This window comes from Streptomyces hypolithicus, assembly GCF_052934925.1.
Genome location: NZ_CM128811.1, coordinates 968,759 through 984,906 on the forward strand (window position 1 = coordinate 968,759; position 16,148 = coordinate 984,906).

At 71.9% G+C, this 16,148-nt stretch carries 7 protein-coding genes; 1 reads left to right on the forward strand and 6 read right to left on the reverse strand.

Annotation, left to right across the window (positions count from 1 at the left end; all coding sequences use genetic code 11):
• Positions 1-165 precede the first annotated feature (165 nt).
• A complete protein-coding gene (locus tag ACU6WZ_RS04635) occupies positions 166-1,113 on the forward strand; it encodes an AfsR/SARP family transcriptional regulator (protein ID WP_447031831.1) in 948 nt (315 codons plus the stop codon).
• Positions 1,114-1,214: 101 nt separating this feature from the next.
• Here the strand turns inward: ACU6WZ_RS04635 and ACU6WZ_RS04640 are convergent, their stop codons facing one another.
• From ACU6WZ_RS04640 to ACU6WZ_RS04665, 6 genes are all read right to left on the reverse strand, one after another.
• On the reverse strand, positions 1,215-2,504 hold the full coding sequence (locus ACU6WZ_RS04640) for an NAD(P)/FAD-dependent oxidoreductase (protein ID WP_447031832.1): 1,290 nt from the start codon (positions 2,502-2,504) through the stop codon (positions 1,215-1,217).
• A gap of 66 nt (positions 2,505-2,570) precedes the next feature.
• Positions 2,571-3,320, reverse strand: a complete 750-nt coding sequence (locus ACU6WZ_RS04645; protein ID WP_447031833.1) for a 4'-phosphopantetheinyl transferase family protein — start codon at positions 3,318-3,320, stop codon at positions 2,571-2,573.
• Between the two features lie 31 nt (positions 3,321-3,351).
• The gene (locus ACU6WZ_RS04650) at positions 3,352-5,145 is read right to left on the reverse strand and encodes an acyl-CoA dehydrogenase family protein (protein WP_447031834.1); all 1,794 of its coding nucleotides are present in this window, start codon (positions 5,143-5,145) and stop codon (positions 3,352-3,354) included.
• Positions 5,142-6,845: an acyl-CoA dehydrogenase family protein gene (locus ACU6WZ_RS04655; protein WP_447031835.1), complete on the reverse strand. Its 1,704-nt coding sequence runs from the start codon at positions 6,843-6,845 to the stop codon at positions 5,142-5,144. The genes ACU6WZ_RS04650 and ACU6WZ_RS04655 overlap by 4 nt, the downstream gene beginning before the upstream one ends.
• Entirely contained in the window at positions 6,842-8,476 is a 1,635-nt protein-coding gene (locus ACU6WZ_RS04660) for a PfaD family polyunsaturated fatty acid/polyketide biosynthesis protein (protein WP_447031836.1), read from the reverse strand. Before ACU6WZ_RS04660 ends, ACU6WZ_RS04655 begins: the two co-directional genes overlap by 4 nt.
• A gap of 41 nt (positions 8,477-8,517) precedes the next feature.
• Positions 8,518-16,143: a beta-ketoacyl synthase N-terminal-like domain-containing protein gene (locus tag ACU6WZ_RS04665; protein ID WP_447031837.1), complete on the reverse strand. Its 7,626-nt coding sequence runs from the start codon at positions 16,141-16,143 to the stop codon at positions 8,518-8,520.
• Between the last annotated feature and the right edge of the window lie 5 nt (positions 16,144-16,148).

Genomic DNA, 16,148 nt, shown 5'->3' on the forward strand with positions numbered 1-16,148 from the left:
ACCTAGGTACAGACCTGGCGCCCCGGCAGCAGTGCGGAAAGCGGGAGCGGAAGTCCGGAATTGAGTAGCCGCAACTCAGGACTGCCCCGACGTCTGAGTGGTTTCCTCGTGTGCTGAATACAGCACGGTGAATACGCCGTGGACGGCGCACGGGGAGGAAAGAGGATGCAATTCAGGATTCTGGGATCGCCGGAATTGTACGACGAGACGCAGAAGCGGCGCCTGCCGCTGGCCGGCTGCAAGCAGCGCATGCTGCTCGGCGCACTGCTCGCCCGCGCCAATTCCCCCGTTCCGAGGGAACGACTGGTCCGGGAACTGTGGGGCGCCCTGCCGCCGAAGAAGGCCCGCAATACGCTCAACGCCCATGTCTCTTTGCTGCGCAGGGCGCTGGCGGAGGCGGAACCCGGACGGGACACCTCGCGCCTGGTCTCCCACAGCAGCGGATATCTACTGCGGGCCCGGCCCGCGGAGACCGACAGTGGCCAGTTCTGCCTGGCCGTCGCCAAGGCCCAGCGGACGGCCGCGGCGGATCCGCAGGGCGCGTACGCGATGCTGCGCGGTGCGCTCGGGCTGTGGCGCGGCACCGCGCTGGAGGGCGGTCCCCATGGTCCCCTCAGCGCCGCGCTGGTCGCCCGGCTGGAGGAGGAGCGGCTGCAGGCGCTGGAGATCTTTTTCGATTCCGCGCTGCGTACCGGCCGTCACCGGCGGATCATCCCCGAACTCGAGGAGGTCGTCGCCGCCCATCCCCTGCGCGAGCGCTTCCATGACCAGCTGATGCTGGCGCTGTGCCGCGCGGGCCGCGGCGGTGAGGCGATCGGCGTCTACATCCGGGCCCGGCACCGGCTCACCGCGGAGCACGGCCACACCCCGCTGCTCTCCGCCCGGCTGGAGCAGATCAGCCTGCAGTCCCCCGCGCTGCACGGGGGCGAGACGGACATCCACGGCAGTTGGGCGCGAGTGGAAACACAGCCGCCGCCGGCCCGCGGTGGGGAGTTCAAGCACATCCGGTTCAAGGTCAAGCAGTACGAACAGAAGGAGCCGGCCGCTCGCTCCGCCTCGGGCTATCTGACGCAACTCCTCAGCGGTCAGGCTCTGCACCGCGGCGGCGTGTGACGCGGTCCGCAGCGCGCGAGAACGCGCCTGTGTGAAAACGCGTGCGAGAAAGGGCCCTTGAGAATCCGCCCAGGATTCTCAAGGGCCCTTTTCGACCGGGGTCAGAGTTCACCGATCAGCTGGGCGGCGGTCTCCATGCCCGAGGAGTATCCGGCCTCGTGCGAACCGATCTGGTCCACCCCGTGGCGCTTGGCGTGGAAATAGGAGCCGCACAGCTTGACGCGGGTTCCCTCGTTGACGTCGTAGATGTCCTTCTGCATCTCACGTACGGCCACATTGATGATCGGGTGGGTGTACGGGAATTCGGCGATGACCGTCTCCGGGTCGATCTCTCCCGGGTAGTCGAGGGTGACGAAGTAGTCCTTCTCCGCGGAGAATCCGTGGAGCTTGTTCATGTAGTACGCGACGTATGTCTTCGGCTGTCCGCCGACCTCGACCTTGCCGTAGTTCCAGGCCTCCCAGCGGTCGCGGTCGGCCGGCACCACCGACGGGTCGGTGTGCAGGACGACGGTCGAGCCGTTGTACGCGACCTTGGAAAGCACCTCGCTCTGCCGCTCGGTCGGGTTGTCGAGCAGGGCGAGCGCCTCGTCGGCGTGGGCGCCGATGACGACGTAGTCGAACCGCTCACTGCCCCGGGCGGTGGTGACGGTGACGCCGTCGTCCTCCTGGTGGATCGCGGTGACCGGCTCCGCGGTGCGGATCTCGGGACCGATCGCGGCGATCGCCTTGCGTACGTAGGAGATCGAGCCGCCGCCCACCGTCCGCCAGTCCACCTCGCGCCCGCCGAGGCCCCCCTCGTCGTGCCCCATGAAGAAGGCGATCGCGGTGCTGGCCGGCATCTCCCAGATCAGCTCGGCGGGGATCGACCACACCGCCGAGCAGAGCAGGATCACGTACGAGTGGCGGAAGGCCTGGCTGTAGCCGCCCCGGTCGAGGTACTCACCGAGCGGGATGTCGGCCTTCTTGCGCACGAAGTCCTTGCGGCCCTCGACGTGGAAGCGCCGCGCCTCGCGCCAGATGGTCAGGAACTCCTCGGAGTAGCGCGCGGACACGTCCTCCTCGCTCATGTCGAGTTCCTTCGTGCCGTACTCCAGACCGGAGTCGAGGTCGAAGAAGTTGAAGGCACCGCGGTGCTCGACCGCGTCGACACCCAGCTCCTCGAAGAACTCGCAGAGGTTCGTGTAGGCGGGCCGGTTGAAGACGACGAACGCGGTGTCGATGCCGAGGGTCCTGCCGTTCTCCACCACCTCGACGGTGTTGGCGTGACCGCCGAGGCGGTCCTCCCGCTCGAAGAGGGTGATACGAGCGCGGTCACGCAGGTGGTAGGCGGCGGAAAGGCCGGCGACACCGGCTCCGACGACGGCGACACTCGGACGGGTGGGCTGCGACATGGGGATGTCCTTCAGGATCGGATTTGATGCGTACGTCGGATTCAGGCGATTCATGCCGGGAGACATTCATGCGGAGGAGAGGTCACGGAGCGAGAGGTCGGGGAATTCGGAGAGGTCGGAGAGGTCGGTGCGGCGCAGCGCCCCCGGTTGCCCGTCCTCGGTGGCGACGGCCACCACGTGCCGGGGGCCGGGGTAGAGAAGGTCGAACCACCACCGGTCGGCGGCTCCCGCAGGCTGCTGCGGGTCGTCGACGGCGATACGGCCGGCCGCACCGGGGCCGAACGAGAACCCCCCGAGGCCGCGGGCCAGCCCGGTGCCCAGGCCCTTGAGATACGCCTCCTTCAGCACCCACAGCTCGCCGGCGACGGCCGCCCGCACGCCGGGTGCCGAGGCTGCGAGCCGGTCGCGTTCGGCCGGAGCGAGCCGGCTGCCCAGGTGGGTCAGCAGAGCGGCCTTGGCCGGTGTCGGGCCGACATCGACCCCGCAGCCGCGGCCCTGGGTGACGACGCAGGCGATGAGGCCTTCCGCATGGGAGAGGTTGAACCGCACACCCTCCGCACGCGGTTCGGGTTCGGGGCGCCCGTGTTCCCCGAGACGGAAACGCCACTGGTCCAGCGGCCGGCCGGTGCGGGCACTGAGGGCGTAACGGCACAGCAGCCGCGCCCCCAGATACCTGCGCCGGGAACCTTCCGTGAGCCGCCGGCCGAGCCCGGCCCGCTCCGCCTCCGTGAGCAGCCGGGTACCGCCGAGGGCGGTCGCGAAGACGTCCACGGCCCGCTCGGGCAGCAGCCACAGGAACGTGGGATCTCCAGGCATCGGCGGCACTCCTCTCGACAGGCTCAGCAGGTCAGAGGCCGGCCCCGGCGAGGTCGCCGGAGCTCTTGGCGAGCCGGAACTGCCAGTGCGAGAACAGGCGGCCCTCCCGGTGCAGATGGCGCAGTACCTCCATCACCTCGTCGACCACCGCCTGGTCCGTCACCGCCTCGTGCGGGTACAGGTGCCGGCGCAGCCGCTCCAGCTGGAGCAGCAGCAGGGCTCCGCTCGGCAGCGGGCGCTCCAGTACGTCGTGCGAGTGCACGTACGTCAGGACGCAGGCCGCGGTGGCGTGCAGCAGGCAGTACTCCTTGGACAGGTCGAACAGCTCCGGCGACTGCGGGTACGCCGGGCCGAGTTCGGCCTTGAGGGCGGTGGCCCGCTCGGTGAGGGAGTCCGCCCGGCCCAGCATGTCCTCGGCGACGTCCGCCGCCCGTTCCAGCCGGTCCCGCTCGGTGCCATCGGCCGCCTCCGCCAGGGCTCGCAGCCTGCGCAGCCCGTCCGGTGCGGCGAGTACGGCGTCGTCCATGCCGCGGCAGAACAGCTCCTGTTTCCAGGGCTCGTAGACCGGCAGTTCGCGGTCCATGCCGAAGAGGGTCTCGGCGCGGACCGCGGCGGTGGCGCGGGTCTCCGCGGAAGCGTCGCGGGCCGTGGTCAGCAGTCCGTTCAGCTGCTGTCCCAGGTTGCGCAGGTTCACCACGGTGTTGCCGTCGGCGAGGTTGGTGATGAGGATGTCCCGCAGCATCTTCTGGTGCATGCCGTAGTGCGGGTGGTCGCGGATGAAGGTCCGCGCGCCCAGCACCACGGTCAGCTGGGAGATGGTCTTCTCCAACAGCGTAGGCACCAGGAACTTGGCGACCGAGGACCAGACGCTGATCTGGTCGGGGGCCTTCTGGAGGCAGCGCGCGGCGCCGAGGACGACCGCGTCCGCGACCATCAGGTCGGCGAAGGCCTCCGTCAACTGCCTCCGGGTGTAGGGGACATCGCTGATGGTGCTGCCGAGCAGGACGCGCCGCTCGGCGAAGTCCATCGCCAGGCGCAGGCTCGTGTCCACGGCCGACAGTGCCAGGTGCAGCAGCACGACGCGGGCGGTCTGGCTGGTCTTGAGCGCGATCTCCAGGCCCTGGCCCTCGCGTCCGATGAGCGCGTCGTCGGGGACGAAGGCGCCGTTCATCCGCACGCCGCTCAGATCCAGCGCGCGCACCCCGTACAGGTCCTCGAAGGGCAGGTCGTCGACCGCGCCGGGCTCGGCCTGCCACTTGTCGAGGAGGAACAGGGAGTACGCCGCCGGGCCGAGGCGCTTGCCGGTGCGGGCGAAGACGACCATCTTGTCGGCGATCGAGGCGTTGCCGATGGGCCACTTGGAGCCGGTCAGGCGGTAGCCGCCCTCGACCTTCTCGGCCGACACCTCGTTGGCCACCAGGTCGCTGCCGTGCTCGCGCTCGGACAGGCCCCATGCCACCGAGCTGCCGCGCTTCATGTCGGCGATCAGGGCGGTGCGCTGCTCGTCGGTGCCGAGGGTCCAGGCGGGCATGAAGCCGAGGCTGTTGAGGGCCAGGCCCACGGCGGTGGAGGGGTCGCGGCGGGCGACGAGACGCATCAGGGAGATGCCGGTCTCCACGTTGCCGGCCTTGCCGCCCCACTCGCCGGGCAGACAGTGCAGGTGCAGGCCCCAGCGGCGCAGCAGGCTCACGTACTGCACGGGGTACTCGCCGCGTACGTCGTGCTCCAGCACGCCGGCGAACGGGATGCGGCTGTTCGGGTCGTGCGGGTCCCCGAGGTACTGCTCCAACTCCTCTGCGAGGGAGTTGACTTCGTTCTTGGTCACGGTGACTCCAATGGGGTGGGCGCCAGGCGCACGGGGAGGGCGGTGAACAGCCGGTCGGTCTCCCGCAGGGCCGTGAGGGCGGTCAGCGCGGGCGTCAGCAGGGCGCCGTGCCGGCGCGGGTCGACGCCGTCGGCGCGGGCGATGAGGTAGCCGAGCGTGGCGCCCAGCCAGCCGGTGGAGCCGGGCTCCGTGCCGTAGAGGGAGCGGTCCCGGTTGGCGTGCCACAGGTGGACGCAGGAGGCGGCGGCGTGCAGCCACGCGTACCGCTCGGCGGTGTCGACCAGGGCGTTGGGGTCGGCGCCGGGCTGCTGCGCGGCCTCTGTCAGCTCGCCGAGTCCGGCGACCGCCCGGGCCAGCTGCCCGAGCAGCCCGGCTGTCCGCTCGTCCTCCAGCGCGGCCGCCGTCTCGGCGGCCACGTCCGGCAGCCCGGCGAGTACCGGGTCGACGCCACGGGCGAACATGTCGAGCCGGGCCGGTTCGTACGCCGGCAGCGGTGCGCCGAGGTCGTACACGCTGGTCAGGGCATCCTGGTCCACAGCGGCGGCGCTGCCGGTGAGGGTGGGCAGCTGGCCGGCGTACGACCGCAGGTTGGCCAGCGTGCTGGAGTCGATCACCCGGACCACGGCCGAGTCCCGCTGGAGCTTTTGGAACAGCCCCGCGCCCCGCTCGCCCTCGCGCAGCACCGAGCGGGTCGCGAGCACGGTGGCGCAGCGGCGGATCAGCTCGTCGCAGGCCTCCGCCACCACGTGCTTGGCCGCCGGCGCCCAGACGCTGAACACCTCGGGCAGCACATGGACTCCGCGCGCCGCCGTCAGGGACACCACGTCCGCCGCCAGCAGGGCCGCCGCGGCCACCGACAGCTCGCGGCCGGAGTGCGGGGCCTCGGTGAGGACCGTACGGCCGACCCTGCGGACCGAGGCGAAGTCCAGCGCGAGGCGTACGGCGGTGTCGGCGATGCCGAGGCTGCCGGCCATGCTCATCAGCCGTACGGCCTGCTGGGCCTTGACCGCTGCTTCCAGCCCCTCCCCCCGCCGGCCCACGAGCGCGCTCTCGGGCACCCGCAGCCCGGTGAAACGCATCCGGGCCAGGTCGATGCCGCGCATGCCGCCGGTGCGTACGGCGGGCACGCGTTCCAGCTGCTCCCCCGGTACGTCCGCGAGGTCCAGGAGCACCGCGGAGAAGGCCGCCGGGCCGCGGCCGCCGGTGCGGGCGACGACGTAGACCGCCTCGCAGCGCATGCCGAGGCCGACCATCCACTTCTCGCCGTCCAGGGCGCCGTCGGACAGGCGTACCTCGCCGGCCAGCAGGTCGCTGCCGTGCCCGGCCTCGGTGAGCGCGAAGGCCACCGCGCCGCCGCGGGCCAGGATCTCGGCGGCGTGCCGCTGCTGCTCCGGTGTGCCGTGGAGCTGCAGACAGGTCGCGGCGATGATGCTGAACATCGTGCCGGGCATGATGTTGACGTCCCGGCGGGCCGCGGAGCGGACCAGGGTGAGGCTGCGGTCGAAGGACTCGAACGTGCCGCCCCACTCCTTGGGCAGGTAGTTCAGGTGGAACCCGGCTTCGACGAGGGCCTCGCACAGCGCGGTCGGGAACTCGTCCCGCTCGTCGCGCCCGACGGCGGCCGCGAAGCCGTGCGGGTTGGTGTCGTCGCCGGGGTCGCCGAGCAGCTCCTCCAGCTGCTCCGGAGTCAGTACGCTCATCGCATGCCCGCCGGTGAGCCGTGGGCGGGAGTCTCCAGCGGGACCGGGCGGTAGTCGCCGGCGGTGGAGGGGATGTGCACACCGGCGCTGCGCAACTGGGCGAGCCGGGTGTGGAACGCGGCTCCCCGCATGAGGTGGTGGGCGACGTCGGCGACCCGCCGGTTGCCGGGTGTCTTCAGGTAGCTGCCGGTCACCCAGTCGTTGAAGCTGCCCATCGCCGGGCCGCACCAGATCTGGTAGTCCATCGCCCGGTCCTTGTCGCCCGTGACCGCCCAGCGCGATGACATGCCCAGGTACCAGCGGAAGACGAGGGCCATCCGGCGCTTGGGGTTGCCGGACGCCCGGGCGAGCTGCTCCGGGTCGCGGCGTTCGAAGTAGCCGACGCACTCCTGCCAGACGTCTTCCAGCGGGCGCCGGAACACCTGCTGCTCGAGCTTGGCCCGGTCGGGCGCCGGGATCGACTCAAGTCCGTCGTACGCCTGGTAGAGGTGGTAGAGCTTCTTGGCCCGCATCGGGAAGAGGGTGCCCTTCTTCAGGACCTGGAGCTCCACCCCCATCTCGAACATGTCGGCTGCCGGGGCCATCTCGCAGTCGGCGATGCCCGCCTCCGCGAGCATCGCCTTGGACGGCGTGGAGGCACCGGACTCCAGGCAGGACTGGTTGACCGAGCCGGTGACGACGTAGGCGGCGCCCATCGCGAAGGTCGCGGCCACCGCGACGGGCGTACCGAGTCCACCGCCGGCTCCGACCCGGATCGGCACGGTGTAGCGGTGCTCGCGCTGGACGGTGTCCCGCAGCCGCAGGATCGTCGGCAGCAGCGCGGGCAGCGGCCTGCGGTCGGTGTGACCGCCCGAGTCCGCCTCGACGGTGATGTCGTCGGCGAGCGGCACATGGTGGGCGAGAGCGGCCTGGTCGTGCGTGATCAGCCCCTGCTCCAGCAGCGCGCTGACCAGGGTGGCGGGCGCGGGACGCATGAACCGCTCGGCCGTCTCGGACCGGGAGATCTTGGCGATCAGCCGGTTCGCCGCGACGACCCTGCCGTCCGCCTCGCGGTACAGCCCGGCCAGCCGGTACCGGACGACGTGCGGGGTGAGGTCCATGTATGCGGACGCCTCCACGCACCGCACTCCGTGCCGCAGGAACAGCTCGACGGCCTCCCGCTCCAGACGGTCCTCACTGGGGCTGTGGATGAGATTGACGGCGTACGGCAGCCCGGGGATCTCGGCGGCGAACCGGCCGAGCGCCTGCTCGATCGTCTCCGGGAGCAGCCCGGCCGCGCCGTAGGAGGCGAGGAAGCCCTCCCGGGCGAGCGCGACGACCATGTCGGCGGACGCGATGCCGCCGGCCATGGCGCCCGCCATGTAGGGCTGGCGCACGCCGTGCGCGGCGAGGAAGGCGGCCGATCCCAGCCGCTGCGGGAGCAGCGGCTGGGCGGCGGCGAGCAGGGGCAGGCCGGGGGCGTCGGGGCCGCCGGCGGTGGCGGTGCCGCCCGAGACGGCACCGACTCCCGCCGGGGTGACGACGATGAAGCAGGGCTGGTCGAGGTCGGCCAGCGCGTCGTATATCCCGGCCGGGTCCGTACTGGGGTACCGCTGTCCGGACCACCGGAGAGGCGTGTCGCGAATATCCATGGGGAAACGAAGCTCCTTGGGCTGAGCGCTGGTGCGGGCCGTCAGGCCCCGACGGGACGGACCTCGATGGCCACGTCGGTGAGTTCGTAGATGCGCAGGCCCGGCTTGGAGAGATCCGCGTCGGCGATGACCAGCAGACGGTCCGCCTCGCGCCTGACCTCCTTGATGTGGACGTCGAACCGCAGCTCCCGGTCGTGGCGCAGGATCTGGCCGCGGTACTTCCAGGCCGTCTCCACGTCGGTGGCCATCGCGAAGCGGGGCGAGTCCATGCCGTCGGCGAGGTTCTGCTCCAGCACGAACAGGCGCATGGCCTGGAGGATCGCCTCGACGCCGAGCGATCCGGGCATGACCGGGTCGCGGTGGAAGTGGCAGTCGAAGTACCACTCGTCGGGCCGGATCTCGCGGTGGCCGTGGAGGTATCCGCGTCCGTGCCGCCCGCCGTCCTCGACGAGGTCGACCCGGTCCACGAGCGCGAACTGGCCGCCGGGCAGGTGCAGATGCCCGCCGGACGGGTCGCTGAACGCCGGCGCTCCCTCGGGGAGTTCGATACGGCGGACCCGTTCGGCGGCGGGCTTCGCGGTCTCCAGCCAGGGGGCGACGTACGTGCCGTTGTCGAGGCCGACCTGGTTGGCGAGGGCCGCGTCGCTGAAGTAGCCGAAGAGGGACTCGCCGACGTAGAACACCTCGCCGTCGGCGGAGAGTTCGTAGCTGAAGTTCTGCAGGACCGCGCCGGTGACCGCGCTCGTCATGAGGAGCTTGGAGTGGTGCCGGATGGTCTTGCCCCGCAGGTCGATGTCCTTGACGAGGGTCGCCCGGCCGTCGAGGTTGCGGATGGCGTACTGCTCCTCGGGGCGCTCCAGCGTGGCGCCGAGGTAGTAGCCGAGGAAGATCGCGGCCTGCAGCGAGGTCTCCATGTAGACCGCGTTCGGCATGTGCGGGTAGGAGTTCTGCTCGTAGTACCAGGCGTCGGCCGGGGAGTCGTACTCGGTGACCATCTCCGAGCCGGGGCTGCGCAGGTCGCCGCGGGTGCCCTTGAGGGACATGACGCGGTCGACGAACTGGAAGTCGCCGTTGGGGATGTAGGGCGCGCGGCTGTTGCGGTAGACCTCGAACTCCGGGCCCATGGCGATGTCGAGGTTCCCCTTGGCGGCGTGTGCCAGGTGCATCTCGTTGATCATGGCGGCTTCGCCGTTCTTGTTGCGGCGGCCGAGGAACTCGGGCACCCCGCCGGCCTCGGGACGGTAGGGCGAGCCGTCCTTCTCCCGGACCTGCAGGCCGAGACCCTTCATCCGGATGACCGGCTTGTCGCCCAGGTAGATCAGCACGTCGGCGATGACCGTGGCGCGCGGCAGGAGCGTGAGCTCCATGACCTCGACCTCGTAGCGGATCTCCTCGTGGGCCTGGGTGATCTGGCCGCGGACCTGGACCTCGATGGGTACGTCGGTCACGCACTGGAAACGCGCGTCCGGCAGGGTGAGGTGCATGCCCTGGTGCATCAGATAGATCTGGAGCAGCTGCACCGCCCCCTCGGCGACCAGCGAGCCGGCCAGCACGTGGTCGTCGGGGAAGTGGCAGATGAAGTACCAGGCGTCGGGGGTGAGGCGCTTGGTCGCGCTGAGCGTGCCGAGACCGCGCGGGCCGCCCTTGCGGTCGATGGTGACCTCGTCGACCATCCGCAGCTTGGCGTCGGGCAGCCGGATCGCGGGGTTGACGCCGGGGTCCTGTGCGTGGTCGGGGCCGAAGACGTCACCGGGGCGGCCCTGCGCCAGCACCTCCAGGTCCTCGGCGGTCAGGTGGTTCTTCTCGGTGTACGCGAGGGGCTTGAAGTAACCCCTGGGAAGCGCCGCGCGGGCCGCCTTCTCCCTCTCGGTCATGACGACGCCGAGCGGGGTGTCGAGCTCCTGCTTGCTGAAGAAACCGGCGCAGGCGTCGTGGAGTTCGAGGATCAGCTCGCCGTCGGCGTAGCACTTGTAGCTGAAGAAGAAGAGCGTGGTGTCGCCCTGGTGGACGAAGCGGTCGATGGAGATGTCGTAGCGCAGGGTCTGGCCGGTCCGGGGCAGGTTGCCGCGGAAGATGAGCGTGCTGTCGAGCAGCCGGTAGACGCGCTCGCCCTTGTTGCGGAAGTCGATGCCGAGGTAGCTGACGAGCAGCAGGTCGCACTGGCCCGCCTCGACCGTGACGGCCGGCGGGACGCCGCCGTCCACGGCGTACCAGGCGTCCTCGGGTACGTCGTACTCGGTGGTGATGGTGGCGGGCTTGAACTCGCCCGTCGTGCCGCTGAGTTCGGTGACGCGGGAGACGAAGTGGTAGGGCGGTGCGGGCAGTCGTACCCGTTGGGCGTACCCGTCGATGACACCGAACTCGGGGCCGAAGACCTTGGCGACGGAGCCGACGGCGAACTCCAGGAGGTCCGCCTCGTCCCAGATCACCCCCTCCTTGACCTCGCGCTCCACTGCCTGGGGCTCTTCGGTCACGGCGGCCGGGACCGGGGGCAGGGCGGCGGCAGACGCGGGTGCGGGCAGGGCCGGCTGCTGTACGGCTTCGGCCGGGGCGGGGGACGGGGCGGCGGCGGACGGGGCGCGGGTTCCGTCGAGCAGCGCCTCCATCCGGGAGAGGGTGGCTCCCTGGAGGATGCGCTGGGTCTCCATCACCACCGAGTGCGTGGCGACCATCTGCTGACGGATCTCACGGACTAGATCGGCGGCGGCAGCCGGTGAGTCGGTGCTCGCGCTGGTGGCCGTGGTGGCGCCGCGCGGCGCCACCACGACGCCGGGGGCGGCGGGTGTCGGTGTCGGCCCGGTTTCGGCGGTGACCGGCGGCGGTGCGGCCTCGGCCTGCCCGGGCGCGGGCGCCCACGGAAGGAAGGAGATCGGGGTGCCGTCGAAGGCTATGACCTCCACGTCAGCGAGAGTCGGATCGGCAGGCATGACGGGATCCTCCGGCGGTACGGACGGAACGGGGGCGGACGGAACGGGGGCGGACGGCGGGGCGGGGCGCGAGCCCGCGGGCCCGGTGGAAGCCACGGGGGTGGCGGGAGCCCCGGGGGTGGCGGCGCCGGCCTGCGCGCCGCCGGAAGCGGGTGGCCCGGCGGGAGCCGGGGAGCTCACGCCGGCGGCGGGAGTCGTACCCGGCGCACCCGCCGAAGCGGCGGCGCCGGGGGGCGAGGCGGACACGGTGACGACGGCGGGCACCGGCCCGGGGCCACCGGCCGGTGCGGTGAGCACGGCCGCGGGCGCGGCGAGCGCGGCGGCCGATGACGCGAGGGACGCGCCCGCGGCGGAGGTGACGCCGGACGACACGGCCGCGCCGCCGGACACCGTCGCCGCGATGTCCCGGGCCACGCGGGCCGGGACCGGTTCGCCGCCGCCCACCCGGAAACGACTGGCGCGCGAGGTCTGCGCCGCGGACTCCGGCGAGCCCAGCAGCGGTGTCAGGTCCACTTCGAGACCGTTGCCGACCAGGCGGGCCACCAGTTGCGCGACCGACTTGGCCGCCGGCACACCGCGCCGGTCCACCGACACGGCGACGTGCGCCGCGTCGCCGAGCGTGTCGTGGATCCAGCGCGAGCACGTCGCGCCGGGACCGACTTCCAGGAAGTAGCGGAAGCCCCGGTCGTGTGCGTCGCGGACCAGGCGTGCGAAGTCGATCGTGGAGCGCAGGGTCCAGGCGATGCGCCGGGCGATCTCCTTGCGGTCCAGGGCGGGCAGGGCCTCGTAGTCGTAGGCGCTGAACAGCTGGAGATCACCGAAGGAGCCCGTGGGGTAGTCGTTCAGCCCGGCCAGACCGTCCAGCTCCGCGTCCACCGCCGGGCAGTGCATGACGACGTTGACGGGCGAGCGGGCCGCGGGGCAGCCGAGCTCCTTGACGAGGGCGCGGCACTGGACCGGGTCACCGGCGATGACCAGTTCGGCCGGTGTGTTGATGTGGGTGAGGTGGACGCGGTCGTACCTGGGGAGCGCCTGTCGCACCGAGTCGGCGTCGGTGAGCAGCACGTGGCTGGCCCACAGCGAGGCGTCCGGGGCGTCGGCCGGCAGGTCCCACAGCTCGCGCACGGTACGCCGCGCGCCGCACAGCCGGTCCTTGAAGATCGGTGTGTTGCTGATCAGGTCGTCGCGACGGCCGCCGAGCTGCCAGCCGCCGGTGGCGAACAGCATGCTCGACTCGCCGAGGCTGTAGCCGAACGCGCCGTGGGCCTTGACGCCGAGCAGTTCGCGTACCAGGTCGGTGTGCAGGATCGCGAAGTTGGTGCCGGTGGCGAGCATGAACGGTACGTCGTCGCCGAGGCCGGCCTCCAGCGCCATCAGCTCGCGCCGCCCGAGGGCGCTCTGGCTGCGGGGGTAGAGCGAGGTGGCGCGCAGCTGCCTTTCGGGTTCGTCCGCCTGGATCTCGAACCGGTCGAGCAGGCTCGGGAAGGCACGGAAGAAGTCCTGGCCGAGCCCGGGGTAGGAGTTGAAGGCGCCCGGGTAGACCAGCGCGACCTTGCCGTCGGGCCCGATGGGGCGGGCGGTGAAGTAGCTGCCTGCCGGGGTCGCCCACTCACCGCCCTTGGCGTGTACGGCCGCCAAGTCGCGTACGGCGAGACCCAGTTGTGCGCGAAGCTCGGCGCGATCCCGCCCCACGAACACCGCGCGCAGCTTCCTCCCCGGCAGCACCCGCGCCGCCTCGCGGGCGAGGGCGTACGGGTCGGCGACGGCCAGCAGCTCCAGGTGTTGCTCGATCGTGGCGTGCAGCGCGTCGAAGGAGTCCGCGGACAGGGGCAGTACGACGGGCCCGCGGGCCCGCTGCCAGTCGGTCGGGGTGACCTGGCCCCGGGTGGCGTCGGCGGAGAGCACGAGGTGGCCGTGCGCGCCGGACGCTCCGATGAAACTGACGGCGGCGTACCTGCGGGCCCCCTTGGTCCGGCGCATCCAGGGCCGGGAGGCGTCCGGGACGTACAGCGCGGAGGCGGTGAAGCCGTCGGCCAGTTCACCGGCCGGCCGGGTCCAGCCGCTGGTGCCGGGCAGGTAGCCGTGGTGCAGGCAGAGCACGGAGCGGATGATCCCGGCCATGGTGGCCGCGCAGCCGGCGTCACCGATCTGGGCCTTCGCGCTGCCGAGGGCGACGCCGTCGCCGGTGGCCGGGTAGACGCGGGCCAGGGCGGCGATCTCCGCGCGGTCCTGAAGTGCGGTGCCGCCCGCGTGGGCCTCGATGTAGCCGATGTCGCCGGCCGTGACCCCGGCGGCGGCCAGGGCTTCCCCGGCCGCTGCCGCGAGGGTCGCCGAGTCCGCCTCGGGCACCGCGCCGTCCACCGGGGCGGCGTGGCGGATGGCGACCGCGTCCAGGCGTGCGTACACCGTCCTGGCGGGCTCGCCGGTCCGGGCGGGCCGGCCGGTCCTGGTGACGACGAGCGCGCCCGCTCCCTCACCGATCCGGCGTCCCCGGCTCCCTTCGCCGAAGGTCAGTCCGGCGTCGGCGACGACGTCGGGGCGCAGCATCAGGTTCTCGGCGGAGCCGGCGAGGTCGACCGCTCCTACGAGGACCGCCTCGATGCTGGGGTCGAGCAGCAGCAGCCGGGCGACCTCCAGCGCTTCCGCGGTGCCCGAGCCGTCGGATGAGACGGTGAAGGAGGGCCCCGTCAGGTTCCACAGGGACGAGATGCGGCTGGCCATGACGTTGCCGATGAAGCTGAGGACCTCGTTGGCGACGATGGGGTCGACCACCGCGTCCCGGCCGACGGCGCTCAGCGCGGCCAGCTGTTCCTCGGCCACCTCGACCCCGGCGCGCGCGAACTCCTCGCGTACGAAGGCGCCGAGGGTGCGGCGGGTGAGCCGCAGGTGGGTCATGGGCTCGATCTCCATGCCCACGACGACCGCGATCCGCCGGGGGGCGGGGGCGCTCTGCCCCTTCGGCACGGCGCGGCTGAAGCCCGCGTCCCGCAGCGCCTCGTCGGCCACCTTGGCCACCAGGGCGTGCTGGAGGTTGTACGTCCGCAGGTCCGCCGGCGGGATCTTGAGGTCGACCGGGTCGATGCCGAGGCCGTCCACGAACGCGCCGCTGGGCAGGGCGTCGGGCGAGACGCCGGTGGCGTCCTGGAGCGAGCCGCCACGGGTCTGGTCGAGGCCTCGCCAGCGCCGTTCGGGCAGCGGGACCAGGACGTCGCTGCCGTCGTGGACGGCGCGCTCGAAGGCGTCGAGGGAACCGAGCGAGCCGAAGTGCGCGCCGAGTCCGACGATGTCGAGGGTGGGCACCGCCGCGGCGGGGCCGGTGGCGGCATCGGGTTGGGCCGCGGCTTGTGCGTCGGCTTGCACGTCGGCTTGTGCGTCGGTGAGGCCGGCGGCCGGTTCGGACAGCACCACATGGGCGTTGGTGCCGCCGAAGCCGAACGCGGAGACCGCCGCCCGGCGCGGTCCTTCGCCGCGCGGCCATGGGCGGCCGACGCGGACGAGGGTCGCGTCACCGACCCGTCCGTCCTTGGACACGACGGGCTGTTCGACCCCGATGGTCGGCGGGATGTGGCCGTTACCCATGGCGAGGATGACCTTGAGCAGGCTGCTCAGGCCGGCGACGGTGAGCAGGTGGCCGATATTGCCCTTCACCGATCCGATCAGCGGCACCGCGCCCGCGCCGCCGAAGAACTCGGCGACGGACTCGGCCTCGGTGGAGTCCCCGATGGGAGTGCCGGTGGCGTGGCACTCCACGTAGTCGACGGTGGCCGGGTCGACCCCGGCCTGCTCGTAGGCCAGCTCGTACGACTGGAGCTGACCGCCGCCCTGCGGGACCAGCAGATGGCGTCCGCTGCCGTCGTTGGTCAGCCCGATGCCGTCGACGACGGCGTGGATGCGGTCGCCGTCGCGTACCGCGTCGGCCAGCCGCTTGACGGCGACCATGCCCGCGCCCTGTCCGGTGAGGATTCCTCCGGACCGGTCGTCGAAGGGCTGGCTGAAGCCGTCGTGGGGGTAGGCCTGCAGATCGGAGAACGAGAGGTGGATCAGTGTCGGGTCGGGCGCGCAGACGCCGCCCGCCAGCACCAGGTCGGCCTGGCCGGCGGCGAGGTGGTCGCAGGCCAGCTTGAGTGCGTACAGCGCGGAGGAACAGGCGGCGTCGAGGGCGTAGCGGGGGCCGCCGAGGCCGAGCGCGGTGGCGGCGAGCGACGCGGGTGAGCCGCTGACCCGCAGGTCCTCGGGGTTCAGGCCCGCGTGGTCGATCCGCCGGTCCTGTGCGGCGAGTGCGCCGAGCGCCGGGTGGCCGGCCCTGCGCAGCCCCTCAAGGACGGCCTCCTGCACCAGCGGAACGCTGACTTCGGCGGACGTCGGGGTGGGGAAGGAGTAGTTGCCGAGGATCAGGCCGGTGCGTCCCAGGATCTCGGGACGGTCCAGGTGCCCGCTGTCGCGCAGGGCCTCCCTGGCGACGTGCAGGGACCAGTGGAAGATCCGGTCGAGCCCGGAGAGGTGTCCGGGGTCGAGGAGGTAGCCGGACGGGTCGAAGTCGAAGCCGGTGATGAAGCCGCCCCGCGTGCAGTAGATGCCGTGCTGCGGGTCGGTGTCCCTGGGGTCGAGAGCGGGGCCGAAGACCTGCTCGCCTCCTTCCCCGCGGCTGTCCGTACCGGCACGGAGGTTCTGCCAGAACTCGGCCGGCTTCTCCGCTCCCGGGAACAGGCAGGAGAGGCCAACAATGGCGTACTTGCTCATGAGAG